General features: G+C 66.2%; 26 protein-coding genes and 1 other RNA gene. 15 read left to right on the top strand and 12 right to left on the bottom strand.

Translation table 11 applies throughout. From position 1 onward, the window contains the following. Window positions 1–22: 22 nt before the first annotated feature. The gene (locus KYX69_RS04510) at window positions 23–934 is read right to left on the bottom strand and encodes an ADP-ribosylglycohydrolase family protein (RefSeq protein ID WP_300494267.1); all 912 of its coding nucleotides are present in this window, start codon (window positions 932–934) and stop codon (window positions 23–25) included. Continuing rightward, complete coding sequence (locus tag KYX69_RS04505; RefSeq protein ID WP_300494265.1) at window positions 931–1,587, bottom strand: alpha/beta hydrolase; 657 nt, start codon at window positions 1,585–1,587, stop codon at window positions 931–933. The genes KYX69_RS04510 and KYX69_RS04505 overlap by 4 nt, the downstream gene beginning before the upstream one ends. A 93-nt stretch (window positions 1,588–1,680) precedes the next feature. Here KYX69_RS04505 and KYX69_RS04500 point away from each other — a divergent pair, with 93 nt between their 5' ends. The 4 genes from KYX69_RS04500 to bla are packed head-to-tail and all read left to right on the top strand — an operon-like array spanning window position 1,681 to window position 5,019. Beyond that, complete coding sequence (locus KYX69_RS04500) at window positions 1,681–2,742, top strand: aminotransferase class V-fold PLP-dependent enzyme (RefSeq protein ID WP_300494703.1); 1,062 nt, start codon at window positions 1,681–1,683, stop codon at window positions 2,740–2,742. Beyond that, entirely contained in the window at window positions 2,739–3,833 is a 1,095-nt protein-coding gene (locus tag KYX69_RS04495; RefSeq protein WP_300494264.1) for a cysteine desulfurase family protein, read from the top strand. The genes KYX69_RS04500 and KYX69_RS04495 overlap by 4 nt, the downstream gene beginning before the upstream one ends. Then, complete coding sequence (locus KYX69_RS04490) at window positions 3,830–4,165, top strand: 2Fe-2S iron-sulfur cluster-binding protein (protein WP_300494262.1); 336 nt, start codon at window positions 3,830–3,832, stop codon at window positions 4,163–4,165. The genes KYX69_RS04495 and KYX69_RS04490 overlap by 4 nt, the downstream gene beginning before the upstream one ends. Window positions 4,166–4,167: 2 nt before the next feature. Next, on the top strand, window positions 4,168–5,019 hold the full coding sequence (bla, locus tag KYX69_RS04485; RefSeq protein ID WP_300494261.1) for a class A beta-lactamase: 852 nt from the start codon (window positions 4,168–4,170) through the stop codon (window positions 5,017–5,019). A gap of 4 nt (window positions 5,020–5,023) precedes the next feature. Here bla and KYX69_RS04480 read toward each other — a convergent pair whose 3' ends face one another. The 3 genes from KYX69_RS04480 to KYX69_RS04470 form a co-directional block, all read right to left on the bottom strand. After that, window positions 5,024–5,494, bottom strand: a complete 471-nt coding sequence (locus KYX69_RS04480; RefSeq protein WP_300494259.1) for a DUF2269 domain-containing protein — start codon at window positions 5,492–5,494, stop codon at window positions 5,024–5,026. Continuing rightward, complete coding sequence (locus KYX69_RS04475) at window positions 5,491–6,771, bottom strand: SDR family oxidoreductase (protein ID WP_300494257.1); 1,281 nt, start codon at window positions 6,769–6,771, stop codon at window positions 5,491–5,493. Before KYX69_RS04475 ends, KYX69_RS04480 begins: the two co-directional genes overlap by 4 nt. An 81-nt stretch (window positions 6,772–6,852) precedes the next feature. Then, window positions 6,853–7,575: a helix-turn-helix transcriptional regulator gene (locus KYX69_RS04470; protein ID WP_300494255.1), complete on the bottom strand. Its 723-nt coding sequence runs from the start codon at window positions 7,573–7,575 to the stop codon at window positions 6,853–6,855. 203 nt (window positions 7,576–7,778) lie between these two features. Between KYX69_RS04470 and ffs the strand changes: the two genes are divergently transcribed. From ffs to KYX69_RS04450, 4 genes are all read left to right on the top strand, one after another. Beyond that, an RNA gene (gene ffs, locus KYX69_RS04465) (signal recognition particle sRNA small type) lies at window positions 7,779–7,877 on the top strand. Between the two features lie 42 nt (window positions 7,878–7,919). Then, window positions 7,920–9,542, top strand: coding sequence for a DNA polymerase III subunit gamma/tau (locus tag KYX69_RS04460; protein WP_300494252.1), 1,623 nt, complete (start codon window positions 7,920–7,922; stop codon window positions 9,540–9,542). Then, window positions 9,539–9,862, top strand: a complete 324-nt coding sequence (locus tag KYX69_RS04455) for a YbaB/EbfC family nucleoid-associated protein (protein ID WP_224920576.1) — start codon at window positions 9,539–9,541, stop codon at window positions 9,860–9,862. The genes KYX69_RS04460 and KYX69_RS04455 overlap by 4 nt, the downstream gene beginning before the upstream one ends. An 80-nt stretch (window positions 9,863–9,942) precedes the next feature. After that, window positions 9,943–10,233, top strand: coding sequence for a hypothetical protein (locus KYX69_RS04450; RefSeq protein ID WP_300494249.1), 291 nt, complete (start codon window positions 9,943–9,945; stop codon window positions 10,231–10,233). A 20-nt stretch (window positions 10,234–10,253) separates the two neighbouring features. On the opposite strand, the gene KYX69_RS04445 is transcribed toward KYX69_RS04450, so the two are convergent. Together KYX69_RS04445 and mtgA are read right to left on the bottom strand one after the other, a co-directional pair. Beyond that, window positions 10,254–10,934 carry an ankyrin repeat domain-containing protein gene (locus KYX69_RS04445; RefSeq protein ID WP_300494246.1) on the bottom strand — a complete coding sequence of 227 codons (681 nt, stop codon included), beginning with the start codon at window positions 10,932–10,934 and terminating at the stop codon, window positions 10,254–10,256. 26 nt (window positions 10,935–10,960) lie between these two features. After that, complete coding sequence (mtgA, locus tag KYX69_RS04440) at window positions 10,961–11,641, bottom strand: monofunctional biosynthetic peptidoglycan transglycosylase (RefSeq protein ID WP_300494700.1); 681 nt, start codon at window positions 11,639–11,641, stop codon at window positions 10,961–10,963. Window positions 11,642–11,878: 237 nt separating this feature from the next. Between mtgA and KYX69_RS04435 the strand changes: the two genes are divergently transcribed. Next, on the top strand, window positions 11,879–13,093 hold the full coding sequence (locus tag KYX69_RS04435; protein WP_300494243.1) for a hypothetical protein: 1,215 nt from the start codon (window positions 11,879–11,881) through the stop codon (window positions 13,091–13,093). Between the two features lies 1 nt (window position 13,094). On the opposite strand, the gene rpoH is transcribed toward KYX69_RS04435, so the two are convergent. Further along, window positions 13,095–14,000 (bottom strand): RNA polymerase sigma factor RpoH, encoded by a 906-nt coding sequence (gene rpoH, locus KYX69_RS04430; RefSeq protein WP_300494240.1) that lies wholly within the window; start codon window positions 13,998–14,000, stop codon window positions 13,095–13,097. 82 nt (window positions 14,001–14,082) lie between these two features. Continuing rightward, window positions 14,083–15,030, bottom strand: a complete 948-nt coding sequence (locus KYX69_RS04425; protein WP_300494237.1) for an RluA family pseudouridine synthase — start codon at window positions 15,028–15,030, stop codon at window positions 14,083–14,085. Window positions 15,031–15,075: 45 nt separating this feature from the next. On the opposite strand from KYX69_RS04425, the gene KYX69_RS04420 reads away from it, so the two are divergent. Then, complete coding sequence (locus tag KYX69_RS04420; RefSeq protein WP_300494234.1) at window positions 15,076–15,447, top strand: M67 family metallopeptidase; 372 nt, start codon at window positions 15,076–15,078, stop codon at window positions 15,445–15,447. 35 nt (window positions 15,448–15,482) lie between these two features. Then, the gene (locus tag KYX69_RS04415) at window positions 15,483–16,238 is read left to right on the top strand and encodes a hypothetical protein (protein WP_300494232.1); all 756 of its coding nucleotides are present in this window, start codon (window positions 15,483–15,485) and stop codon (window positions 16,236–16,238) included. 47 nt (window positions 16,239–16,285) lie between these two features. Here the strand turns inward: KYX69_RS04415 and KYX69_RS04410 are convergent, their stop codons facing one another. Further along, entirely contained in the window at window positions 16,286–17,044 is a 759-nt protein-coding gene (locus tag KYX69_RS04410) for an SDR family oxidoreductase (protein ID WP_300494228.1), read from the bottom strand. A 100-nt stretch (window positions 17,045–17,144) separates the two neighbouring features. Between KYX69_RS04410 and KYX69_RS04405 the strand changes: the two genes are divergently transcribed. After that, complete coding sequence (locus tag KYX69_RS04405; protein ID WP_300494226.1) at window positions 17,145–17,522, top strand: helix-turn-helix domain-containing protein; 378 nt, start codon at window positions 17,145–17,147, stop codon at window positions 17,520–17,522. Window positions 17,523–17,618: 96 nt separating this feature from the next. Here KYX69_RS04405 and KYX69_RS04400 read toward each other — a convergent pair whose 3' ends face one another. Continuing rightward, complete coding sequence (locus KYX69_RS04400) at window positions 17,619–18,896, bottom strand: serine hydrolase (protein WP_300494224.1); 1,278 nt, start codon at window positions 18,894–18,896, stop codon at window positions 17,619–17,621. Between the two features lie 121 nt (window positions 18,897–19,017). Here KYX69_RS04400 and KYX69_RS04395 point away from each other — a divergent pair, with 121 nt between their 5' ends. Genes KYX69_RS04395 through KYX69_RS04385 form a run of 3 tightly spaced genes read left to right on the top strand, consistent with a single transcriptional unit; the run spans window position 19,018 to window position 21,210 of the window. Further along, window positions 19,018–19,662: a histidine phosphotransferase family protein gene (locus KYX69_RS04395; RefSeq protein ID WP_300494223.1), complete on the top strand. Its 645-nt coding sequence runs from the start codon at window positions 19,018–19,020 to the stop codon at window positions 19,660–19,662. Next, the gene (locus tag KYX69_RS04390) at window positions 19,662–20,606 is read left to right on the top strand and encodes a rhodanese-related sulfurtransferase (protein WP_300494220.1); all 945 of its coding nucleotides are present in this window, start codon (window positions 19,662–19,664) and stop codon (window positions 20,604–20,606) included. The genes KYX69_RS04395 and KYX69_RS04390 overlap by 1 nt, the downstream gene beginning before the upstream one ends. Further along, on the top strand, window positions 20,569–21,210 hold the full coding sequence (locus KYX69_RS04385; protein WP_300494217.1) for a glutathione S-transferase: 642 nt from the start codon (window positions 20,569–20,571) through the stop codon (window positions 21,208–21,210). The genes KYX69_RS04390 and KYX69_RS04385 overlap by 38 nt, the downstream gene beginning before the upstream one ends. Before the next feature lie 285 nt (window positions 21,211–21,495). Here KYX69_RS04385 and KYX69_RS04380 read toward each other — a convergent pair whose 3' ends face one another. Continuing rightward, window positions 21,496–22,719, bottom strand: coding sequence for an RtcB family protein (locus KYX69_RS04380; protein WP_300494214.1), 1,224 nt, complete (start codon window positions 22,717–22,719; stop codon window positions 21,496–21,498). Between the last annotated feature and the right edge of the window lie 197 nt (window positions 22,720–22,916).

Raw genomic sequence — 22,916 nt, 5'->3', positions numbered from 1 at the left:
AAAGGATAGAGGCGCCAGACGATCAGCGCTCGGTGAGAAGGCGAAGTCCGACCGCGCGGATTTCATCCCGCCACGCCAGCCGATTGAGCCATGTCACGGGAATGGCTCCTGCCCCGTAGATTGCGCCAGCAAGCTGTCCGGTGATCGCCGCGACGGTATCGGCGTCATCACCAAGATTCGCGGCGAGCAGGACCGCCTCGTCGAACCCATCGGAGTTGCCGACACACCATAACGCCGCCTCAAGGCTGTGAACGACATAGCCGCTGGAGCTGATCTGTGATCGTGCCTTTTCACGCCACGCGCCGCCGAATATCTCCGCCACGGCACGGGGCGCATCGACCCGTTGCGGTGCGAGTAGCGCGGCCTTCGGTTCGCCACGGATTGCCCGCACGAGCAGTGCGGCAAAGCCTTCGCATGCGGCGAGGCATTCATCGGCGCCGTGGGTCAGGCGACTCTGGTCTCGGGCGACCTCAGCGACCAGCGCGGCGTCACGATCCCAGCCCCACAGGGCGACCGGTGAAAGGCGCATGAGCGATCCATTGCCCGCGCTGCGTGAATTGGTCGGCCCGGAAAAGGGCTCACCCGTTTCTTCAGCGACCGTAAGCGCGGTCCGCGTCGTGATGCCGATATCGAAGCAGGTTCCGGTGCAGCTATATGCGCCCCGGCGATACCAGTTCACGAAGCGATTCATGCACGCCCGCGGGTCGAACAGGTCATGCCCAGCGAGCGTATCCGCCAGCGCAAGCGCCATCGCGGTGTCGTCGGTCCATTGACCTGGCTCCAGCGAAAACGGGCCGCCGCCAACCATGTCGGTCAGCGGCGGCCCGGAATCGCGTGCGGAGAACTCAAGCGTCGTGCCCAGCGCGTCGCCAACAGCAAGTCCAAGCAAGGCGCCCAGACCATTGTCGATCGTCGCTGAGTCCGGCCCGCTCACCGGATCGGCGAGTTGGGGTCGAGGCGCATGTCGAGGTAGTTGTCCACGCTGCGCATCAGCTGGTCCATTTCGTGCTCGAAGAAATGGTTCGCGCCGGGAATCGTGTCGTGGTGGATGGTGATGTGCTTTTGCGTGCGCAGCTTGTCGACCAGCTTTTGCACCGCGTTGGGCGTCACCACCTCGTCGCCCTCACCCTGGATGATGATGCCCGAGCTGGGGCAGGGGGCGAGGAAGGTGAAGTCGTACATGTTCGCGGGCGGCGCGACCGAGATGAAGCCGCGGATTTCCGGGCGGCGCATCAGCAGCTGCATGCCGATCCATGCGCCGAAGCTGACGCCGGCGATCCAGGTGGTCGAAGCCTCGGGGTGGAAGCTCTGCACCCAGTCGAGCGCGGACGCGGCGTCGCTCAGCTCGCCGATTCCGTTGTCGAACGTGCCCTGGCTCTTGCCGACGCCGCGGAAGTTGAAGCGCAGTGTCGCGAAGCCGCGGCGCTGGAACGTCTTGTACAGCTCCTGCACGATGCGGTTGTTCATCGTGCCGCCCGCATTGGGATGCGGATGCAGGATCATCGCGACCGGTGCGCGGGGGCGGGGGGCGGGGGCGAAACGCCCTTCGAGGCGGCCTTCGGGACCGGGAATGATGACTTCGGGCAAAGTGGACCTGCTCTATTGTGGGCGCGCGGTAGCGCGGAAACGGGTGCAGGCTATATAGTCCGGACGCCCCGACAAGCAATTGGAACGATTCTCCTGACCGACCGCATCTATCTGGACCATGCCGCGACCACGCCGATGCTGCCCGAGGCGCAGGCTGCGGTGACTGAAGGCATGGCGCATTGGGCCAATCCGTCATCGCCGCATGCCGAGGGACGCGCGGCGCGTGCGGCGCTGGAAGCGGCGCGGCGGGCGGTGGCGGGCGCCTATGGCTGGCCGCACGAGCTGATCTTTACCAGCGGGGCGAGCGAGGCGCTGCACATCGCGCTGCGGCGGAGCATGGCGCGGGCGACGCTGATCACGGCGGTCGAGCATGACGCGGTGCTGCGGCTGGCGGAGGGCGCGTGGACGCTGCCGGTGGATGCGCAGGGCATCATCGACCGCGACGCACTGAAGGCGGCGGTGGGGCCGGATACGGCCTTGTGCGTGCAATGGGCGAACAGCGAGACCGGGGTGCGCCAGCCGATCGCCGACATCGCCGAGATCATCCATGCGGCGGGCGGCATGTTGATCGTCGATGCGGCGCAGATGCCGGCCGGGGCCGATCCCGCGATCAAGCAGGCCGATCTAGTCGTGGTGTCGGCGCACAAGCGCGGTGGGCCGCCGGGTGTCGGCGCGCTGCTGGTGCGCGATTTCGCCAAGCTGATCCCGACCGGGGGGCAGGAAAAGGGCTATCGCGCGGGGACCGAGAATCTGCCGGGTGCTTTGGGCTATGCCGCCGCGCTGGCGGTGCCGGAGGACATGGGTGCGATGGCGCGGCTGCGCGCGCGACTGGAGGCGGCGCTGCCCGGCGTCGAGGTGGTCGGGGCTGCCAGTCTGCGAAGCCCGCTGATCGGAGCGTATCGCATGCCGGGGGTGTCGTCGGCGGCGCAGCTGATCCGGTTCGACCTCGCCGGGATATCGGTGTCGGCGGGCAGCGCGTGTGCCTCGGGTAGCTTGCGCCCGAGCCATGTGCTGACCGCGATGGGCTGGGACGAGCCGGCGCTGCGTGAGGTGGTGCGGGTGAGTTTCGGGCGCGGGACGAGCGAAGCCGAGGTCGATGCCTTCGCGGCGCTGTGGCGCCAGATCGCCGATGAAGCGCGGGCGCGGGCGGCATGATCTATCTGGATTATCAGGCGACGACGCCGCTGGCGCCCGAGGCTTTGGCCGCAATGGCGCCGTGGATGACGGAGAATTTCGCCAATCCGCACTCGGCACATGCGGCCGGGCGCAAGGCGAAGGCGGCGGTCGAGGTGGCGCGCGAGCAGGTCGCGGGGCTGATGCCTGATGGCGGGACGGTGACCTTTACCAGTGGCGCCACCGAGGCGCTGAACTGGGCGATCAAGGGCACGACCGGCGGGATCGTGACGATCGCGACCGAACATGCAGCCGTCCTCGACACGGTGGCGGCGGAGGCGCGGCGCGGGCGCGACGTGACCGTGCTGCCAGTCGGGCGGGAGGGTCTGGTCGATCTTAACGCGGCGCGGGCGGCGATCGGGCCGGGGACGGGGCTGGTCGCGGCGATGCTGGTCAATAACGAGATCGGGGTGATCCAGCCGGTCGAGGCGCTGGCGGAGCTGGCCAGGGCGGTGGGCGCGTTGATGCTGACCGATGCGGTGCAGGGCTTTGGGCGCGTGGCGATCCCCGATGGCGTCGATCTGGTCGCGGTGTCGGCCCATAAAATTCATGGGCCGAAGGGCGTCGGGGCTTTGTGGGTGCGCGATGGCGTGACGCTGGAGCCGCTGCTGCACGGTGGCGGGCAGGAGCCGGGCGGGCGCTCGGGTACCTTGTCGCCCGCTTTGTGCGCCGGGTTCGGGGCGGCGACGGCGCTGGCCAAGCAGCGGTTCGGGGCGGATCGCGCGCATGCGGCTCAGCTGTTCCGTGCGGGGTTTCAGGCGCTGGGGAGTGCGGGCTGGACGCTGAATGGGTCGAAGGATGAGCGTTATCCCGGCAATCTCAACCTGCGCTATCCGGAGCTGGACGTCGCGCGGCTGATGTCCGAGCTGCGCGATATTGCCTTTTCGGCCGGGTCGGCCTGCGCCAGCGGATCGGGGCGGCCGAGTCACGTGTTGCAGGCGCTGGGCCTGAGCGATGCCGAGGCGCGGTCGAGCATAAGGCTTGGGTTCGGTCGCTATACCACAGAGGAGGATTTGTTGGACGCCATCCAGCGCATTGACGCGGCCGCCCGCGCCCAGAGGATCGCGGCATGATCAAGGTGCGGTTTCTGACCCCCGATGGCGATCTGGCCGCCGAGGCCGAGGGCGCGGCTGGCGACCGGCTGCTCGAGGTCGGCCAGGCGCGCGGCATGCCGCTGGAGGGGACATGCGAGGGGCAGATGGCCTGCTCCACCTGCCACGTCATCGTCGCCGCGGAGGATTTCGCGCGGCTGCCGCGGGCGAGCGAGGAGGAGGAGGACATGCTCGACCTCGCCGTGGGCGCGACGCGGACCAGCCGCTTGTCGTGCCAGATCATCTTGACGCCGGAGCTGGACGGGCTGACGGTCAGCCTACCTTCAGAACATCGTGATATGCAGGGACGCTGATGATGACCACTCGCCGCACCGTAATCGCGGGCGCCGCCGCGCTCGCCGCCGTTCCCGCCTTTGCGCAAAAGGTCGGGCCGTTCGACCGCATTCGTGCGGAGACCGGCGGACGGCTGGGCGTTGCGGTTTATGACAGCGGGACCGGGCGGCGCTTTTCGGACGGGGCCGAGGCGCGCTTTGCGATGTGCTCGACCTTCAAGGTGCCGCTGGTCGCGGCGGTGCTGGCGCGGGTGGATCGGGGAGAGCTGAGCCTTGCCAGCGAGATCCGCTTTGGCGAGGCCGACCTGCTCGATTATGCGCCGGTGGTGCGCGCGAACCTGGCCAAGGGCGCGCTGTCGATCGACGCACTGTGCGAGGCGGCGGTGGTGATGAGCGACAACAGCGCCGCAAACCTGTTGTTCGGGCAGATTTCGGGGCCGCGCGGGCTGACCAAGTTCATCCGCGACGCGGGCGATCAGCTCACCCGGTCGGACCGCGACGAGCCGTCGCTCAACAATGTCCGCAATGGCGAGGTACGCGATACGACCACGCCCGAGGCGATGCTGTGGCTGATGAACCGCTTGCTGCTGGGCGATGTGCTGTCACCGGCGTCGCGGGCGAAGCTGATCGGATGGATGGAGGCGTCGCCCACCGGCAAGGACCGGCTGCGCGCGGGGCTGCCCAAGGACTGGCGCGTCGGGGACAAGACCGGGACGAGCGGCGAGGGCTATTTCAACACCATCGCGATCGCGACCCCGCCGGGGCGCAAGCCGATCCTGATCGCCTGTTACCTCGACGCGCCGGGGCTGGAGTCGGCCAGGGCGAATGCGGCGCATGCGAAGGTCGGGGAACTGGTCGGGGCGCTGTTCGCCTGACCGCTCACCACAATTGCGGCTTGGCAACCATCAGCCAGAAGACCGCAGTAAGGCCCAGGAAGGCGGGCCAGCCGAGGATGAACCATAGTCGCATCGCGCGATGATACTCCGCGCCGAGCGGCTGTCCGGTGGCGACTGCAGCGCGGGCGAGGTTGCGGGCGCGAATTTGCAGGCCGACCACGGGCACCCAGCAGGCGAAGGCGAGCAGATAGAGCGCGACGCTTGCCAGTACCCAGCTTTCGGAGAGCGGGATGCCGAGCAAATGGAGCAGGATCAGGCCGCTGACCGGCTGAACCACGCCGCTGGTGCCGGTGAAGATCCAGTCGGCGCGGACCACCATCGTGCCGACACTGGCGATCGTTGCGGGATCGCGGCTGCGATGCGCGTTCCACAGATACCAGGCCGTCCCCGCGCCGAAGCCGAACAGCACGGTGGAGCTCAGGATATGCACCCATTTGACCAGCAGATAGGTCATCGCCGGTCGCCGATCGCGCCGTGGACGAGGATCAGCAGCAGGATCGGGATGTTCTTGAGCAGCGGCCCGAGCGGATCGACCCATAGCGACGGCAGGCCCAGCGTGAGAACGAGCGTGTAGCCGGTGACGACCGCGAGCTGGACCGCCGTAGCGATGCGCGCGGTGCGGTCGCGCAACACGAGTGCGGCGATGGCCAGGTCGAGCAGGGCGGTGCCGATCTGGAGCGGGAGTGCGGCGCTGTCTGGTGCTCCAATCGCGGCGAGCCATTCCAGCGTCTGCGCCCGCCCGGCGAACAGTCCGAGCAACGCCGAGGCGAGCCACAGCAACGCGAGGCCCCAACGGATCGCGGGGGCGAGGAAAAACAGGCGCGCGTGCCAGCGGTCCTGCACCCCGGCGGCGCGGTCGCGCATCGCCTGTGCCACGCTGCGGGGGCGGAAGCCGACCGCCTGGGCAAAGGCGGCGCCATCGGCGGCATTGCCCGCAACGAGTTGGGTCAGGCTGTTGGTCGAGACCGGGCCGGACCCGGCGAGGTCGCCGATTCGGCCCAGCGCGCGCATCACCGGCATCGGCACGCGGACCAAGCGGCTGGGGCCAAGGCCGAGCCAGTGGCGGTAGCGCGTCATCAACTCGCGCAGAGTGAGCGTTTCCGGCCCGGCGGGCTCAAAGCTCTGGCCGACGAACCACAAATCCTCGCACGCAAGGCGGACCGAGCGGGCGAGATCGTCGGCATGGATCGGCGAGAAGGCGAAGTTGCCGTCACCCGCCAGCGGCTGGGCAAAGGGCAGGGCGGCGAGGCCGCGCAGCAGCGAGGTGCCGCCATAGCTGCTCTCCGCGATCACCAAAGACGGGCGGAAAATCGTCCAGCGCAGGCCCGAATCGCGCAGTGCAGCTTCGCCCGCAAGCTTGGTCGCGGCATAGTCGGTGGCGACATCGGCCCGCGCGCTGACGGCGGAGATCAGGATGACGCGGCGCACCTCGGCGCGCTTGCACGCGGCGTGGAGCGCGCGCGGCATGTCGACATGCACCGCCGCCATCTCCGGCCCACGCAGCACGCCCGCCGCGTTGACCACACAGTCGATGCCGGACAGGTGCGCACGCCAGCCTTCAGCGTCGGTGACCCGGGCGAGGTCGATCGCGACCCACTCGGCACCCGGCTCCGCCTCCCGCAGCCGCGTCACATCGCGCGCGACCGCGCGCACCTGGTGCCCGCTCGCCAGCAATTCGGACAGGATATGCCGGCCGATGAACCCCCCGGCGCCCAGCAATAAAATGCGCATCGTGCGGGGCTTAGCAGCGGCCTCATGGCGAGTCACCGCTCTCTCGCTTGATCGCTGGCGCGGCACTTTAGCTAAGCGGAATTACTCTTCGCGGAGCCAGTGGATGGCGAACAGTTCGCGACTGAAGCTCACGGACGCATGTCTCAAGCCCGTCGGTCCGCCGCGGCTGTTCTGCAATGTCATCATCGCCGCGTTGATCGCCTTGGGATCGGTTGCCCTGAGCTTACCGGCAACCTCACATACCGTCGCGCCGCAGATTATATGGATCAGCTCAACGTCGCGTGACCGAGATAGTGGCGCGTAATACGCGCGCAACGAGGCTTCTGTCGGTTCCGCCCAGCTGGCCAAACGCGCCTCGACGCGCAACCGCTTCGCCAGCGCGCGCGGCTCGGTGTCCGAGTGGGGATAGAGCCTTTCAAGTAACGGGTCGCGACCGGGGGGCTGCGACTGAATGGCCGGTTTTAAGATCATCGCCGCGGCGAATGCGGCGGATAGCAGAATAGTCATTGCCAAGGCTCCCTTGCGAATGAGGCGAGGGCGTCGGCTATGCAAGGTCGATCCGGTCAGAGGTAGACCGACTTTCTCGTCAACAATTTTTTCGTCGCGCAGTAACCGCGCAAGCTCGCGGCTGCTGCTGGCGCCGGTCTTGCGGCGCGCGCGGCGCAGATGCTCGTTGACTGAGGATAAGGAGCGTCGTGTGATTGCCGCGATGCTCTTTGCGGTATGCCCTTCGCCGAGCAATCGCAGGATTTCGCGCTCGCTGTCGCTCAGTCTGTTCAGACCCGTCTCGCTTTCGTCCGACACATCGCCTCCCATTGCTTTCCCTGTAGCGAACCCGAAGGGCGACCAAGGCCAATAAAATTGTCGGTGTGGCGTTTCGGATTTTCGCAGCGACATTCGGGATTTCACTGCGGCATTTTGAACTAGTGCGCGCTTCGTTGCAGTGACGTGGCAGGGTATCCACGAGCGGAGTCATTGCAATCGCGCGGACTTGCGCCTATCTGCGCCGCGGGAGTCGGGCGGACGATGCCGTCGCCAACCCGGTCAGATCCGGAAGGAAGCAGCCGTAACGATTTTCGTGTCGGGTCGTCCCGGCTCCCACCTTCCCCACATGACGCGCGCCGCATGACCCGCTAGGGTCCCACGCAATGTCCGATTCATTCCTTGGCCTCGACGAACCACCCCAGCCGCGCGACAGCGTGTATCGTGTGCTTGCGCGCAAATACCGGCCGCAGACCTTTGCCGAACTGATCGGGCAGGATGCGATGGTGCAGACGCTGGGGAACGCGATCCGGCGCGACCGGCTGGCGCATGCGTTTTTGCTGACCGGGGTGCGCGGGGTCGGCAAGACGTCGACCGCGCGGCTGATCGCCAAGGCATTGAACTGCATCGGGCCGGACGGGCAGGGCGGGCCGACGATCGATCCGTGCGGGGTGTGCGAGCCGTGCCGCGCGATTGCCGAAGGGCGGCATATCGACGTGATCGAGATGGATGCCGCCAGCCATACCGGCGTCGACGATGTGCGCGAGATCATCGATGCATCGCGCTATTCGGCGGTTTCGGCGCGGTACAAGATCTACATCATCGACGAAGTGCACATGCTGTCGAAGAACGCGTTCAACGCGCTCTTGAAGACGCTGGAAGAGCCGCCGGGGCATGTGAAATTCCTGTTCGCGACGACCGAGGTGCAGAAGGTGCCTGTGACGGTGCTGTCGCGGTGCCAGCGGTTCGATCTGCGGCGGATTCCGGCGGAAAAGCTCGCGGCGCATTTCGGCGAGGTGGTCGAGAAGGAAGGCGCGCAGGCCGAGCCCGAGGCGCTGGCGATGATCGCGCGCGCGGCGGAAGGCTCGGCGCGCGACGGCCTCTCGATCCTCGACCAGGCGATCGCCCATGCCGGGATGGAGGGCGGCGCGGTCACTGCGGATGCGGTGCGCGACATGCTCGGCCTGTCCGACCGCAATGCGATCCGCGACTTGTTCGCTCTGGTGATCGCGGGCGATGCCGCGGGCGCGCTGGCGGCGCTGCGCGGGCAATATGATCTGGGCGTCGATCCGCAAGCGGTGCTGAAGTCACTGCTCGAGATGGTGCATCGCGTGACGCTGGCGAAGCTCGGCAATGCGGTGATCCCGGGACAGGCGACGGAGGAAAGCGCGGCGCTGGCCGAATGGGCGGGGAAGCTCGGCTTCCCGGCGCTCCACCGGCTGTGGCAATTGCTGCTCAAGGGGCATGACGAGGTGATCCGCGCCGCGCTGCCGATCGAGGCGTGCGAAATGGCGTTGCTGCGGGTGATCCACGCATCGACCCTGCCCGATCCGGGCGAACTGGCGCGCAAGATCGCCGAGGGGGCGCCGATGGGCGGCCCGGCTCCTGCCGCGACTCCTTCAGCCCCCGCCGAGGCACCCGCGCCGCGCAATATGGCCGAGCTGGTCGAGCGGCTGGCGGCGGCGCATGAGGAACATCTCGCCGCGCGCGTGCGGAACCTTGTCCGCCCGATCCGGTTGGAGGAGCCGGTGGTCGAGGTCAGCAGCCATGGACTGCCCGCCGATCTGGTCCATGATTTCGAGAGCACGCTGCGGCGCGTGCTCGGCAAACGCTGGTCGCTGCGCGTCGTCGATGCGCCGGGCCAGAAGACATTGAACGAAGAGCGCGCGGAGCGCGAGGCGGCGGAGCGCGATGCGGTGTTGGCCTCGCCGGTCGTCGCCGCCGCGCTCGAAGCCTTTCCCGATGCCGAGCTGATCGGCTGGACCCGCGAAAACAGGAGGTTTGGGTGAAAAGTATCGAAGACATCATGGCGATGGCGCAGAACGTCCAGAACGAACTGACCAAGGCGCAGGCGAATCTCGACGGGATCGAGGTCGAGGGCGCGTCGGGCGGCGGGCTGGTCAAGGTCAAGGCGAGCGCCAAAGGCCGGATCATCGGCGTCGATATCGACGAATCGCTGCTGGCGCCGAGCGAGAAGCAGATGCTGGAAGACCTGGTCGCCGCCGCCCTCAACGATGCGCGGGCCAAGGCAGATGCGGCGGCGTCGGCCGAAATGTCGAAGCTGTCGAGCGGGATCCCGCTGCCCCCGGGGTTCAAGCTGCCGTTCTGAAACACCTGAACATTTCACAACGGGAACAATGGCTTTTGCCCCCGCGTTGGGCCGCCAATGTTCCTGTTGGGAGATGAGACATGGCTGAAGAACGGATTGTCGAGCGCACCGATGGCGTGACGGCGGAGCGGGTGACCGAGCGCAACGCTGGCGGCACCACCACGGTGATCGAGCGGCGCGGCGGTGGCGGTGGACTGATCCTGGGGATTATCGCGCTGGTGATCGTTGTGGTCGGTGCCTTCTACTTCCTCAGCAATAACTCCGAGACCCGCAAGGACGCGGCGATCACTGAAGCCGCGCAGGCCGTGGGTGAAACCGCCGAGAAGGCCGGCGACGCGATCGACAAGGCGGTTCCGGCAGAAAAGAAGTAACGGCTTGGCGCCCGCCCCGCTCAGCGGGGCGGGCGTTTTCCCGGGTGGCCGATCAGGTTCACCCGCATTGTCTGTCGGTCCGGATGAATGCGGTGCGGCGGGAAACACAGTGCGCGCAATACGGGCGTGTCGCGCAATGCCCAGCTCGCCCACCCGAGCGGCGTGTCGCCATTGGCATCGGTCGCGTCGGCGAGCGCCCCCGATGCGATCAGCATCCGGATGGTTTCGAGCGTGCCATAGGCTGCGGCCCGGTGCAGCGGGGTTTCGCCACGCGTGCGGGCATCGCGCATGAATGCACCCGTCGCGGCGCCCGCCATTGTCCGGGCATTTGTATCGGCTCCCGCCGCGAGCAGCACCTCTACCACCCGCTGATGCTCGACGCTCTCGAAACTGCAGAGCGCGGCATGGAGTGGCGTTTCCGCGGTATCGTCCAGTGCCGCCGATGGATCGGCACCATGTTCAATCAAAAACTCGCATAAGCGCCAGTGGCCATGAAAGGCCGCGCCGTTGAGATCGAAATTCGCTCCCAGCGCGGTCAGCTCCACACCCTGCGCCAGCAAATGCCGGATCGCCGAGACGTCACCATAATAGGCGCACCAGCGGATCAGCGAAGCGCTATCGCTGTTGGCGGCAGGATCATTGCCACGTGCGACCCACTCGAACACGAGGTCGGTTCGGCCGTTGGCAATTCGATCGAGCATGGCATCCGCCTCCTACGTCGGTCGGCTTATCGCACGCACGCATCCAGTCTGTCACGCTGGACGACGCCGATGCGCGCGGCAATCGCGTTGCCATAGCGGCGGGTGAAGCCCTTGGGTGCGGTGGCCGCGCGCTTCTTGGGCAATGGCAGCACGGCGGCGATACGTGCGGCCTCGGCGCGGGTCAGGTTGCCCGCGCCCTTCTTGAAGTAGCGCCGCGCACCGGCTTCCACGCCATAGGTGCCGATCCCCGTCTCGGCGACGTTGAGATACACTTCCATGATGCGCTTCTTGCCCCAGATCGTTTCGATCAGGACGGTGAACCATGCCTCCAGCGCTTTGCGGAAATAGCCGCCGCCCTGCCACAGGAACACGTTCTTCGCCGTCTGCTGGCTGATCGTCGATCCCCCGCGCAACACCTTGCCGCCCTGCGCATTGCGCAGCATCGCGGCGGCGATCGAGTCATAGTCGAAGCCGGAATGGGTGCAGAAGCTGCTGTCCTCGGCGGCGATCGCGGCGCGCGCCATGTCGGCGTCGATGCGCGATAGCGGCACCCATTTCTTGGTCACGCCATGGCCGGTGAAGATGTCGCCCATCATCGTCAACGTGAAGGGCGGGGGGACGAAGCGGTAGAGCGTGACCATCGCTACCGACACCAGCACGAAGGCGAGCGCGCCCTTGAACAGCCAGCCGATGATGCGGCGACCAATCGGCTTGCGGGGCTTTTTGGGTTTCACGGGCTGTATGCCGATACCGTTGAGATGGTCCAAGTCGGGGAGCGGACGCGGGCCGAGCGGGGCAGGTGAGGGGCGCGGTCGTCATCGCTCATCCGCCGCGAGATGCCGGATGTGGGCAGGCGGGGCAACTGGGAAAGCGCGGCCGCGTGTATCGGCTTGGCGCGATCACCTGCATGCGGCAGGATCGCCTGGGGCGATTGGGAGGCGGGCATGAAGATCATGTGGGGGCTGGCGGCACTGGCCGCGCTGCTGGGGCCGGGTCCGGTGGCGGCGAGCGAAGCGGACGATCTGTCGCGCCTGCTCCGCGACAATAGCTGGAAGGTGGAAACGAGCGCGACCGGGCTGAGCGGTCCGGGCGCGGCGCGGATCGTTGCATGGTCGCGCGAGGCGCAATTCTTCCTGCTCGGCGAGAATCACGACAGCGCCGGGATTGCGCGATTTGCCACCGGCGTCGCGAAGGCGCTGGGGCCGGTGGGGTTCCGGCACACGGTGGTCGAGGCCGACCCGCTGGTCACCGACCATATGGTTCGTTTGCTCAAACAAGGCGGGATGCCGGCCTTCGCCAACTGGCTCGCCACCGATCAGCGCCAGCGCGCTGTGCCGTTTTTTGCTTGGCGGGAGGAGGCCGATTTCGCGGTTGCCGCGCTGGCCAACGGACCGGTGTGGGGCGTCGACCAGAGCTTCCTCGCGGCGGCACATGTCCATCTCGACGCGATCGCGGCGCAGACGCGCGATCGTAGCGCGCGCACGATGGCGCAGGCGATGGCGGCGGAGGCGCGGGCGGATGTGATCGGTTGGCTGGCCAAGGTCGATCGCGCGCGGATCGTGGCGTTGCGCGATGCCATTCCCGCACGCGACGCGGCGGCGCGCCGGATCGCGGACCTGCTGGTCCAGTCGGCGGCCATCTATTCCCCGTTTTCGGGCGGGCAGGGGTCGTGGCACCGCGCCAATCTGGCGCGCGAGACGCTGATGAAGCGCAGTTTCCTTGGCTATTACGACGCCGTGGCCAAGCGGGGCGGGCCGCCGCCGCGCGTGCTGTTCAAATTCGGCGCCTGGCATCTCCAGCGCGGGCTTTCGGAAACCAATGTGCCCTCGCTCGGCAACTTCCTCGCCGAGCTTGCGCTGGCGCGATACGACCGACCGGTCTTCAATCTGCGGGTGATGTGCGGGCCCGGGGCCGAACAGGTGACGTTCGACGGGAGCGTTCAGTCGTGCGCCGATGAGTTTGCGCCGCTCGCGCCCGCTCTGGGCGCGGCGCTGTCGCCAGAGGGAGCGACTGTGTTCGACCTGCGCCCGCTTCGCGACAAGCCCCGGCTGTGGCGCGACTGGCCGGCCGAGGCGAAGCGGCTGGTGTGGACCTATGATGCGGTGGTGGTGATCCGGGGCGGGGGCGCGGCGACGTTCATCGCACCCCCGCCGAAATAGATCAGCCGACCGTCAGCAGGCGGCGGTCGCCGGCCAGACGCATCATCGCCTTTTGCAGCTTTTCGAACGCGCGCACCTCGATCTGGCGGACGCGTTCGCGGCTGACCCCATAGACCTGGCTCAGCTCTTCGAGCGTCTTGGGATCGTCGGTCAGGCGGCGTTCGGTGAGAATGTGCTTCTCACGCTCGTTGAGCTCGTCCATCGCCTCGGTCAGCATCGAATGGCGGACATCCGCCTCCTGCGCTTCGGCCACGACCTCATCCTGCAGGGCACTGTCGTCCTGCAGCCAATCCTGCCACTGGCTCTCGCCATCCTCGCGCATCGGCACGTTGAGCGAGGTGTCGCCGCCCATCGCCATGCGGCGGTTCATCGACGTGACCTCTTCCTCGGTCACGCCCAGATCCTTGGCGATCTTGGCCAGATCCTCGGGCTTAAGGTCGCCATCCTCGAACGCGTCGAGCTTGGCCTTCATCCGGCGGAGGTTGAAGAACAGCTTCTTCTGCGCGGCGGTGGTGCCCATCTTGACGAGCGACCAGCTGCGCAGGATGAATTCCTGGATCGATGCACGGATCCACCACATCGCATAGGTGGCGAGGCGGAAGCCGCGATCGGGCTCGAACTTCTTCACGCCCTGCATCAGGCCGATATTGCCTTCGGAAATTAGTTCGCTGACCGGGAGGCCATAGCCGCGATAGCCCATCGCGATCTTCGCCACGAGGCGCAGATGCGAGGTGACCAGCTGCGCGGCCGCTTCGGGGTCGCCATGCTCCTGAAAGCGCTTCGCGAGCATATATTCCTGCTCGGGCGCGAGGATCGGAAACTTCTTGATCTCCGCCAGATAGCGGTTGAGGCTTGCCTCACCACCCAGGGCGGGGATCGTTGCCGGGACATTGCTTCCGCGGGCCATGGTCACTTACTCCCTTTCAAATGGCTTCCCCCCTGTTGCGGCAGGGATGCCGGTCGACCCTCCGTCTGGACGAGTCAGATACTTATACGATGAGCTTATCCATCAGTTCCTGCATGTCCGCAGGCATTTCGCTATCGAACGCCAAAGCGTTACTACTGATAGGATGGATGAACCCCAGCCGGGCGGCATGCAAGGCCTGACGGCGGAAACCCATGGTTTCCAATACCTCCCGATGTTCTTTCTTCGTTCTACCATAAACCGGGTCGCCGATCAACGGGTGACCAAGCGACGCCATGTGCACGCGCACCTGATGCGTGCGACCGGTTTCGAGCCGGCATTCGACCAGCGCCGCCGCGTAGAGCGGCTTGACCAAAGTCCAGTGGGTGACCGCGCGCTTGCCGCCGGGCTGGATGGCGATCTTCTTGCGGTTTTGCGGCGAGCGCGCAAGCGGCGCGTCGACGGTTCCGGCTGACGTTTTCGGTCGGCCGGACACGATCGCCTTGTACCGCCGGTCGATCGAGTGATCCTTGAACTGCCGGGCGAGGCCGACATGCGCGCGGTCGGTCTTGGCCGCGACCATCAGGCCAGAGGTGTCCTTGTCGATGCGGTGAACGATGCCCGGCCGTGCGACGCCGCCGATGCCCGACAGGCTGCCCTGGCAATGGTGGAGCAGCGCGTTGACGAGCGTGCCGTCGAAATTGCCCGCCGCCGGGTGGACGACCAGGCCGGCCTGCTTGTCGATGACGATCAGATGTTCGTCCTCATAGACCACGTTCAGGTCGATCGCCTGCGCTTCGTTATGCGCGGGTTCGGGGTCGGGGACGTTGAGCGTGAACAGGGCGCCGCCGGGCGCCTTTTTCTTGGGATCGCGGATCAGGCCGTCGGGGCCGGTAACGTTGCCGGTGGAGATCAGCGCCTTGATCCGCTCACGCGACAGCGTGGGGAGCGCATCCGCCAAAGCCCGGTCGAGCCGCCAGCCATCCGCTGCATCCGCGATCCGCGCTTCGAGTGTGGAAACCCCCCGGTTCATTGCGCTACGCAGATGGGCATGGGTTTGCGGATTTCAAGCTGTGTTATGGATGTAATCCAGCGGGCAGCGGCGGAGGCCGCGCCGCTGGAGGCGTGCGGGTTGCTGTTCGGGACCGATGGGGTCGAGCGGGCGAGTGTGGCGGCCAATGTGTCGGACGATCCGACGCGGCGGTTCGAGATCGATCCGGGCGCGCTCATCGCGGCGCTGAAGGCCGAGCGTGGGGGCGGGGAGCGGGTCATCGGCTACTGGCACTCACACCCGTCCGGCGACGCAACCCCGTCCGCGACCGATGCGGCGATGGCGGCGGCGGATGGGAAGGTCTGGGTCATCGTCGCGGGAGACGCGCTGACGGCGTGGCGCGCGGGAGCGGGCGGGTTGCATGGGCGATTCGAGCGGGTAGAAGTGGAAGTAACGTGATAAGAAGAAAAGTTGCAGATATGCCGCCACTCTGAGTGACGGTGAATGCCTCAAGCCGCCAGTCATTTGTTGAGATGGTAGATCGCATGGCCAGCAATAATCCATTCCACTACGTTGGGCTGATAAACAGATCTGGCCATGGGATATCACCTCGTATGATACCGGACGTTGGTGCGATCCCGTCTCAGGATCCTGTTCTGCTCCCAAATGGGGCATTTGAGATTCCAATCATTCAGCCACGAGGCGAAGAGCGCCATGCCATTCTCGGAATTTTTCTCGATGAGTGGAGTAAGTTAGAGATGCAGGTGGCGAGGTTGCTAGCTCTGTCACTGGGTTCTGACCCAATGGAAATGCCCGTTTTGATGAACGGTTTGGGCAGTAGGGGCCAGCGGGATGCTCTTACTTCGTTGCTTCTGCCCCGCCTCAAGGATGGCGCCGCCTCAAAGCTTCAAAAAATCATGGAAAAGATCAAAGCGCACACCACAAGACGAAACCACATCATCCACGGATATTGGTATCTCGAAGTAGTAATAACAGATCGTAACGGAGTTCCTTGGCCAAATTACCGTCAGTATCGTAGGTATGATCCGTCAGATATTGCTGCGAGGCGTCAACTTGATAGCGGTAATGAAACACAGGCTAGGAAAAACTACATGTTCAGCCTCTCGCGTATTCAGGCGCTCAGCGCAGAAATGCAAGGACTTTGGCATGAATTTTCAAGTATAACCGAGCGGGATACAAAACCTGCGCCCCAGCGGTCTGTGCGAAAAATAACCGCCGTTGGCGGATGATAACCCAAAAAGGGTATGTCATCGCAGTATTTTGTATTTTGGTGCGTTCAGCGAGTAACCCTCACCATCGCGGTCAGCTGCGCCAGCGTCGCATCGAAGCGGCTCTCCGCCTCGGCGTTGCGCAGGAATTTGACGTTCTCGACCAGCACTTCCTTCGGCGTCGGTGACTGGGCGAACAGCGCCATTACCTCGTCGGCGAAATCGTCGAGCGGCTGGTAGCCCGCACGCTCGCGCTGGCCGGGGGTGAGGTCGGTCTGGACTGCGGGCGGGGCGAGTTCGATGACCTCGACCGACCCGGCGAGCGCGTCGCGCAGCGAGATGGTGTAGCTGTGGATCGCCGCCTTGGTCGCGCTGTAGGTCGCAGTGGCGACCAAAGGCACGAAGGCGAGGCCGGAGGTGACGTTGACGATCGCGGCATCGTCCTGCGCCTTCAGATGATCGACCAGCGCATTGGTCAGCCGGATCGGTCCGAGCAAATTGGTGGTGATCGTCGCCTCGGCATCGCTCAGGTCGCGGCGGGCGGAGAGGTCTTCGTACCGCATGATCCCGGCATTGTTGATCAGCACGTTGACGCTGGGATGGGCGGCGATGACCGCGGCAGCAAAGGCTTCGATCGCCTCCGCGCTGTCGATGTCGAGCGTCATGGCGTGCATGTTCGCGCGGCCCGCGATGGCGGCCTCGAGCGCGTCGCGGCGGCGGCCGGCGACGATGACGGTGTTGCCGGCATCGTGCAGGCGGTGGGCGAGCGCTTCGCCGATGCCCGATCCGCCGCCGGTGATGAGGATGGTGTTTCCGGACTGTTTCATACGCGCCTCCTTGAATTGGTGACGCCGATTTAGGCGGCTGCTATCCTTTCGAAAGAAGGCACCCGAAAGTTTTATACTTACCGAAAAGAGAGTGTGGGCAATGGGCAATGGCGAGTGGCACAATCCCGACCCGCGTGTCGATGCGCTGGTCTATGACTTGATCGGTGCGGTAGCCGACAAATGGTCGATGATCGTGCTCGAAACGCTCGATGAGCAGGGCGAGTTGCGCTTCACCCAGATTTCGAAGGCGATCCCGGGGATCAGCCAGAAGATGCTGACGCAAACGCTGCGCCGGATGGAGCGTGACGGCTTTGTCACGCGCACGGTCCACGCGGTGGTGCCGCCGCGCGTGGACTATCGCCTGACCCCGCTGGGCGAGAGCCTGGGCGAGGCGTTTTGCGGAGTGTGGCTGTGGGCCGAGGCGAATCTGGAAGCTGTGGCCAAGGCGCGGGCGGGGTTTGACGGGCGCGACGGCTGACCAACACCCGTTTGCCCTGAGCCTGTCGAAGGGCGGAATACCACCCCTGTCGGGGACGGTGCTTCGACAAGCTCAGCACAAACGGATGTGGGTGGCTCAATCCCCCTTCGGACCCAGATACTCCGCGCCATACACCGCCTTGCGGATATCGGTGTGCAGTGTCCCGTCGAACGGGAAGGTCTGGACGAAGAAGACCACCGCCATGTTGTTGGCGGGATCGACCCAGAACAGGGTGCTGGCCGCACCGTCCCAGAAGAATTCGCCGACTGCGCCGCGATTGCGGTCGGGCGTTGCGGGGCGGGCGGTGCGGACGGCGAAGTTGACGCCGAAGCCGCCGTCGATCTTGCCTGGCAACCATTCGCGCTCCTTGATCGCGGGATCGAGCATGTCGGTCGCCATCAGCCGGATCGTCGCAGGCTTGAGCAGGCGCGCGCCGTCGAGCTCGCCGCCGTTGAGCAGCATCCGGGCAAAGCGCATATAATCGTCGATCGGCGCCACGATGCCGGCGCCGCCCATGGTCAGCGGGACGCCGGGGAAGTTGCGCTCGCGCATCGCCGCCTCAGGCTGGCGGGTCATGCCGCTCGGCCCCTTCACATAGGTCGCGGCAAAGCGGGGGAGGCGGTCCATCGGCTGGTGCCAGCCGGCTTCGCGCATCTTGAGCGGGTCGAAGATGTGCTTCTGGACATAGTCGGTGAATTTCATACCTGACAGGCGCTCGACCAGCAGCGCCTGGACATCGACCGACACGCTGTAATGCCATTCCGTGCCGGGTTCGGAGAGCAGGGGCACCTTGGCGAGGCGGCGGCCGAACTCCGCCAGCGTATTCTGCGGGTTGAGCGGATCGGCAGCGGCGAACGCCTTGTGCGCCGGAGTCGGGCCGTCGCCATAGGCGAAACCGGCGGTGTGGCGCAGCACGTCGCGGATCGTGATCGGGCGGCTGGCGGCGCGCCACAGCGGCTTGCCATCGGGGCCGGCGCCGTCCTGCACCTGCATATTCGCGAAATCGGGGAGATAGCGGGCGAGCGGATCGTCGAGGCGGAACTTGCCCTGTTCCCATAGCTGCATGAGCGCCACGCCGGTCACCGGCTTGGTCATCGAGTAGATTTGTACCAGCGTGTCGCGGGCAAATGGGCGGTTCGCCTCACGATCGGCGACACCACGCGCGGCGAAATGCACCTCGCGCCCGTCCTTCCACACCAGCACCGAACCGCCGACCGCGCGACCATCGGCGATCATCTTCGCCAGCATCGCGTCGATCCGCTTGGTGTCGAGCTTGACCGCGTCGGCGGGCGCAGCGCGCGTCTGGGCGAGCGCGGGGGCTGCCCCTGTCGTAGTAAGTGCAAGTGCCGTCAACGCTGTCAGCCAATGCCGCATCCGGAATCTCCAAATCGATTTGCGGCGGACGCTAGCGGCGAATGGCCCAGTTGCGAAGAGGGTGCGCTTGCAGCGGCGGCGCGGCTGGGCCAAAGGGGGCGGTGGAGCAATGGGAGCATCCATGAACATTTCGCCGACCGATTTTGCCAGCCTGCTCTGCTCGCGCCTGTGCCACGACCTGCTGAGCCCGGTGGGTGCGCTCAACAACGGGCTGGAATTGCTCGCCGACGAGCATGACCCGGAGATGCGCGCGCGCTGCCTGGAGCTGCTCGCGGAGAGCGCGAAGGCGAGCGCGAACAAGCTGAAATTCTTTCGCCTGGCGTTCGGCGCGGCGGGCGGGTTCGGCGATACCGTCGACACGCGTGAGGCGCAGGCGGCGATCGACGGGCTGTTCGGCGACAATCATCGCGTGTCGATCGGCTGGATGGTCGAGGACCCGGTGCTGCCCAAGCAGGTGATCAAGGTGCTGCTCAACCTCGCGCTGATCGGCGGCGACGCGCTGGTGCGCGGCGGGCAGCTGGATATCGGCGCCGAGGCGCGCGACGACATGGTGGAGATTGTGGTGCGCGCCGAAGGGCCGCGCATCGTGCTGGACGGCGAACTGCGCGGCGCACTGAGCGGTGACACGGGCGATTCGCCGGTGACCCCGCGCGCGGCGGCGGCCTATCTGGTGCATCAGCTGGTGACGCAGGGCGGGGGCGAGCTGCAGGTATCGCCGCCCGACGCCGACGTGCTGCTGTTCGGGGCAGCGTTCAAGGTCGCCTGATGGCTGAAGTGCGCGTCGCGGCGCTGTATCAATTCACCCGGTTCGACGATCCGGCGGCCATTCGCGGTCCGCTGCTGGCGCTGTGCGTCGCGCGGGGGGTGAAGGGCACGCTGCTGCTCGCGCGTGAGGGGATCAACGGCACCATCGCGGGGAGCGACTCCGCGATCGAGGCCGTGCTCGACCATATCCGCGCGTTGCCCGGTTGCGCAGCGATCGACGTGAAGTTCTCGCACGCCGCCGCGATGCCGTTCCACCGGATGAAGGTGCGGCTCAAACGCGAGATCGTGACGATGGGCCAGCCCGATATCGATCCGCTGGCGGGGGTGGGGCACTATGTCGCGCCGGCCGAGTGGAACGACCTGATCGCCGACCCCGACACGGTGCTGATCGACACGCGCAACGATTATGAGGTGGCGATCGGCACGTTTCGCGGTGCGATCGATCCGCAGACGCGCAGCTTCAGCGAGTTTCCCGACTGGTTCCGCGCCAAGCGTGCGGAGATCGAGGCGGCGGGGCGCACGCCCAAGATCGCGATGTTCTGCACCGGCGGCATCCGCTGCGAGAAATCGACGGCGTTCGCAAAGGCGGAGGGGGTGGAGCAGGTCTATCACCTCAAGGGCGGCATCCTCGCCTATCTGGAACAGGTGCCGCAGGACCGCAGCCTGTGGGATGGCGAATGCTTCGTGTTCGACGAGCGGGTGGCGGTGAAGCACGGGCTGGAGGTCGGCGAGCATGTCCTGTGCCGCGCGTGCCGCATGCCGGTGAGCCCGGAGGCGCGGCAGTCGCCGCACTATGTCGAGGGGGTGAGCTGCCCCGCCTGTATCGGTACGCGCACCGAGGAGCAGCGCGCCAGCTATGCCGAGCGGCATCGCCAGGCGCTGCTGGCGGCGCAGCGCGGCGAAGCGCATGTCGGCGCGGTGTTTCCGGAGCCTGACGCTGACTGACCCGATTCTCTACAGCTTTCGCCGCTGCCCCTATGCGATCCGGGCGCGGCTGGCGCTGGCGGTGAGCGGGGTCGCGGTCGAGCATCGCGAGGTAAAGCTGCGCGACAAGCCGGCGGAAATGCTGACCGCCTCGCCCAAGGGGACGGTGCCGGTGCTGGTCCTGCCCGATGGGCGGGTGATCGACGAGAGTATCGATATCATGCGCTGGGCGCTGGCGCGGAACGATCCCGAAGGGTGGCTGGCGGGCGACGATGTTGAGTTGATCGCAGCCAATGACGGGGCGTTCAAGTTTCACCTCGACCGCTACAAATATGCTGAGCGCTACTTGTCGGACGACGTCGATCACCGTGCGGCGGGGCTGGGGATATTGGCGGGCTATGAGCAGCGGCTGCGCGAGCGGCCCTATCTCGGCGGCGACCAGTTCGGGCTGGCGGATGCGGCGATCCTGCCGTTCGTGCGGCAATTCGCGGCGGTGGATCGGGACTGGTTCGCGGCGCAGGATTTGGCGCGGGTGCAGAGGTGGCTGGCGGCGTTTGTCGGGTCGGCGCTGTTTGAGGGGGTGATGGCGGCGCGGGAGGTGTGGCGGAGCGAACCTGCCACCTGAAACTCTACCTCGTCCCGGACTTGATCTGGGACAGGGCTGTTCTTGTCTGCAGCCGAGAAGAAGCCTTGGCCCGGCTCAAGGCCGGGCTGACGGTGGGAGTGGGGGCTGACGGTGGCCGCCTTCTGGCCCTCTCCCGCTTGCGAGAGAGGGTTGGGTGAGGGTCTTCTTTCTTCTTTCTATCGGCGCTGGGGCGCGAAGAAGAAGAACAAGAAGAAGACCCTCCCCAACCCCTCCCGCGAGCGGGAGGGGCTTAAGAAGGAAGGGAAGGGATCCGGCGGCGGAGCCTCACCCCTTCACATTCACCACCTGCCGCAGCCGGTGACGAATCCGCACCAAATCCTGTTGCGCGTCCATCACCGTGCCGATGTCCTTGTAGGCGGCCGGGCTTTCGTCCAGCACGCCTTCGTCCACCCGCGCCTCGATGCCCTGCATCGCGGCTTTGTGGGCCTCCAGGGAAATCAGCTTCTTGGCCTGTCCGCGCGACATCACCCGTCCGGCGCCGTGCGAGCAGGAGCAGAACGACTCCTGATTGCCCAGCCCCTCGACGATGAAGCTGCCGGTGCCCATCGATCCGGGGATGATCCCCAGTTCGCCCGCGCGCGCGCTTACCGCGCCCTTGCGGGTCACCCACACCTGCTCCCCGAAATGCATTTCCCGGGTTGCGTAGTTGTGGTGGCAGTTGATCGCGGCCCTGTCGGTCTTGAAGCCGGGGGCGTGCTTGCGCAGCGCCTCCAGCACGCGGACCATCATCAGCTCCCGATTGGCCATCGCGTAATCCTGCGCGAAGTGCATCGCCTCGATATAGTCATCGAACAGCTGCGATCCTTCGGTCAGGAAGGCGAGGTCCTTGTCGACCAGATGGAAGTCGAGCGTCTCCTTCACGATCCCCTCCTTGGCAGCGTTGATGAAGTAGGTCCCGATCCGGTTCCCCGTGCCGCGCGATCCGGAGTGGAGCATCACCCACACGCGCTGCGCTTCATCGAGGCACACCTCGATAAAGTGGTTCCCCCCGCCCATCGAGGCGAGCTGGTCGCTGGTCTTGCCGTCGACCTTCGGGTTCTTGGCGACGATCTTGCGCCAGCGGTCCTCGAACCGGTCGTACCAGGTCCGCGACACGCTGTTCGGCGTGCTCGCCCAGCCACCCTTGGCGTGGTTGGCGGACTGGTTGGACTCCATCCCCTTGGGCACCGCGCGCTCGATCTCGGCACGCAAAGCGGCGAGGCTGTCGGGCAGCTGGCTGGCGGTGAGCGAGGTGCGCACCGCCATCATCCCGCAACCGATGTCAACGCCGACTGCGGCGGGCACGATCGCCTTCTGCGTCGCGATCACCGAGCCGACGGTTGCGCCCATGCCCCAATGCACGTCGGGCATCCCGGCGACATGGCGGAAGATGAACGGAAGCGAGGCGACGTTGCGCAGCTGCTGCATCGCGCCGGCCTCGAACGGTCCGGCGCTGTCCCACAGCTTGAGCGGCGCATGATGCGTCTGGTGAACGGAAAACTGGGTCATCGGAACTTCCTTGTCAGGCCCTGCGGCACCGGCCCGCTCCCCCACCCGGCCACCCATAGAATACACTGTCGTTGGGTGGCCGGGTGGGGGAGTGGGCCCGTGCCGCAGCCGATCCAGGTTACTGGATCGATCAACTAAGGGACGCCGATTCAGGACAGAGACGAGCACTCGTGCCGATGAAGCTGCGCCCCGGCGGG

The organism is Sphingomonas sp. (genome assembly GCF_030145815.1).
Taxonomy (GTDB): domain Bacteria; phylum Pseudomonadota; class Alphaproteobacteria; order Sphingomonadales; family Sphingomonadaceae; genus Sphingomonas.
Note: the sequence above shows the minus strand (reverse complement) of the source record. Positions and strands in the feature narration are given on the sequence as shown.

What these genes read in the sequence shown, in the direction of transcription:
- KYX69_RS04395 (WP_300494223.1), top strand. Translation starts at nt 19,018, where the DNA reads ATGAACATTTCGCCGACCGATTTTGCCAGCCTGCTCTGCTCGCGCCTG.
- KYX69_RS04420 (WP_300494234.1), top strand. Translation starts at nt 15,076, where the DNA reads ATGGATGTAATCCAGCGGGCAGCGGCGGAGGCCGCGCCGCTGGAGGCG.
- KYX69_RS04405 (WP_300494226.1), top strand. Translation starts at nt 17,145, where the DNA reads ATGGGCAATGGCGAGTGGCACAATCCCGACCCGCGTGTCGATGCGCTG.
- rpoH (WP_300494240.1), bottom strand. Translation starts at nt 14,000, where the DNA reads ATGGCCCGCGGAAGCAATGTCCCGGCAACGATCCCCGCCCTGGGTGGT.
- KYX69_RS04445 (WP_300494246.1), bottom strand. Translation starts at nt 10,934, where the DNA reads ATGCTCGATCGAATTGCCAACGGCCGAACCGACCTCGTGTTCGAGTGG.
- KYX69_RS04385 (WP_300494217.1), top strand. Translation starts at nt 20,569, where the DNA reads ATGTCGGCGCGGTGTTTCCGGAGCCTGACGCTGACTGACCCGATTCTC.
- KYX69_RS04475 (WP_300494257.1), bottom strand. Translation starts at nt 6,771, where the DNA reads ATGCGCATTTTATTGCTGGGCGCCGGGGGGTTCATCGGCCGGCATATC.
- KYX69_RS04460 (WP_300494252.1), top strand. Translation starts at nt 7,920, where the DNA reads ATGTCCGATTCATTCCTTGGCCTCGACGAACCACCCCAGCCGCGCGAC.
- KYX69_RS04450 (WP_300494249.1), top strand. Translation starts at nt 9,943, where the DNA reads ATGGCTGAAGAACGGATTGTCGAGCGCACCGATGGCGTGACGGCGGAG.
- KYX69_RS04410 (WP_300494228.1), bottom strand. Translation starts at nt 17,044, where the DNA reads ATGAAACAGTCCGGAAACACCATCCTCATCACCGGCGGCGGATCGGGC.
- KYX69_RS04495 (WP_300494264.1), top strand. Translation starts at nt 2,739, where the DNA reads ATGATCTATCTGGATTATCAGGCGACGACGCCGCTGGCGCCCGAGGCT.
- KYX69_RS04400 (WP_300494224.1), bottom strand. Translation starts at nt 18,896, where the DNA reads ATGCGGCATTGGCTGACAGCGTTGACGGCACTTGCACTTACTACGACA.
- KYX69_RS04425 (WP_300494237.1), bottom strand. Translation starts at nt 15,030, where the DNA reads ATGAACCGGGGGGTTTCCACACTCGAAGCGCGGATCGCGGATGCAGCG.
- KYX69_RS04390 (WP_300494220.1), top strand. Translation starts at nt 19,662, where the DNA reads ATGGCTGAAGTGCGCGTCGCGGCGCTGTATCAATTCACCCGGTTCGAC.
- KYX69_RS04480 (WP_300494259.1), bottom strand. Translation starts at nt 5,494, where the DNA reads ATGACCTATCTGCTGGTCAAATGGGTGCATATCCTGAGCTCCACCGTG.
- KYX69_RS04380 (WP_300494214.1), bottom strand. Translation starts at nt 22,719, where the DNA reads ATGACCCAGTTTTCCGTTCACCAGACGCATCATGCGCCGCTCAAGCTG.
- bla (WP_300494261.1), top strand. Translation starts at nt 4,168, where the DNA reads ATGACCACTCGCCGCACCGTAATCGCGGGCGCCGCCGCGCTCGCCGCC.
- KYX69_RS04490 (WP_300494262.1), top strand. Translation starts at nt 3,830, where the DNA reads ATGATCAAGGTGCGGTTTCTGACCCCCGATGGCGATCTGGCCGCCGAG.
- KYX69_RS04435 (WP_300494243.1), top strand. Translation starts at nt 11,879, where the DNA reads ATGAAGATCATGTGGGGGCTGGCGGCACTGGCCGCGCTGCTGGGGCCG.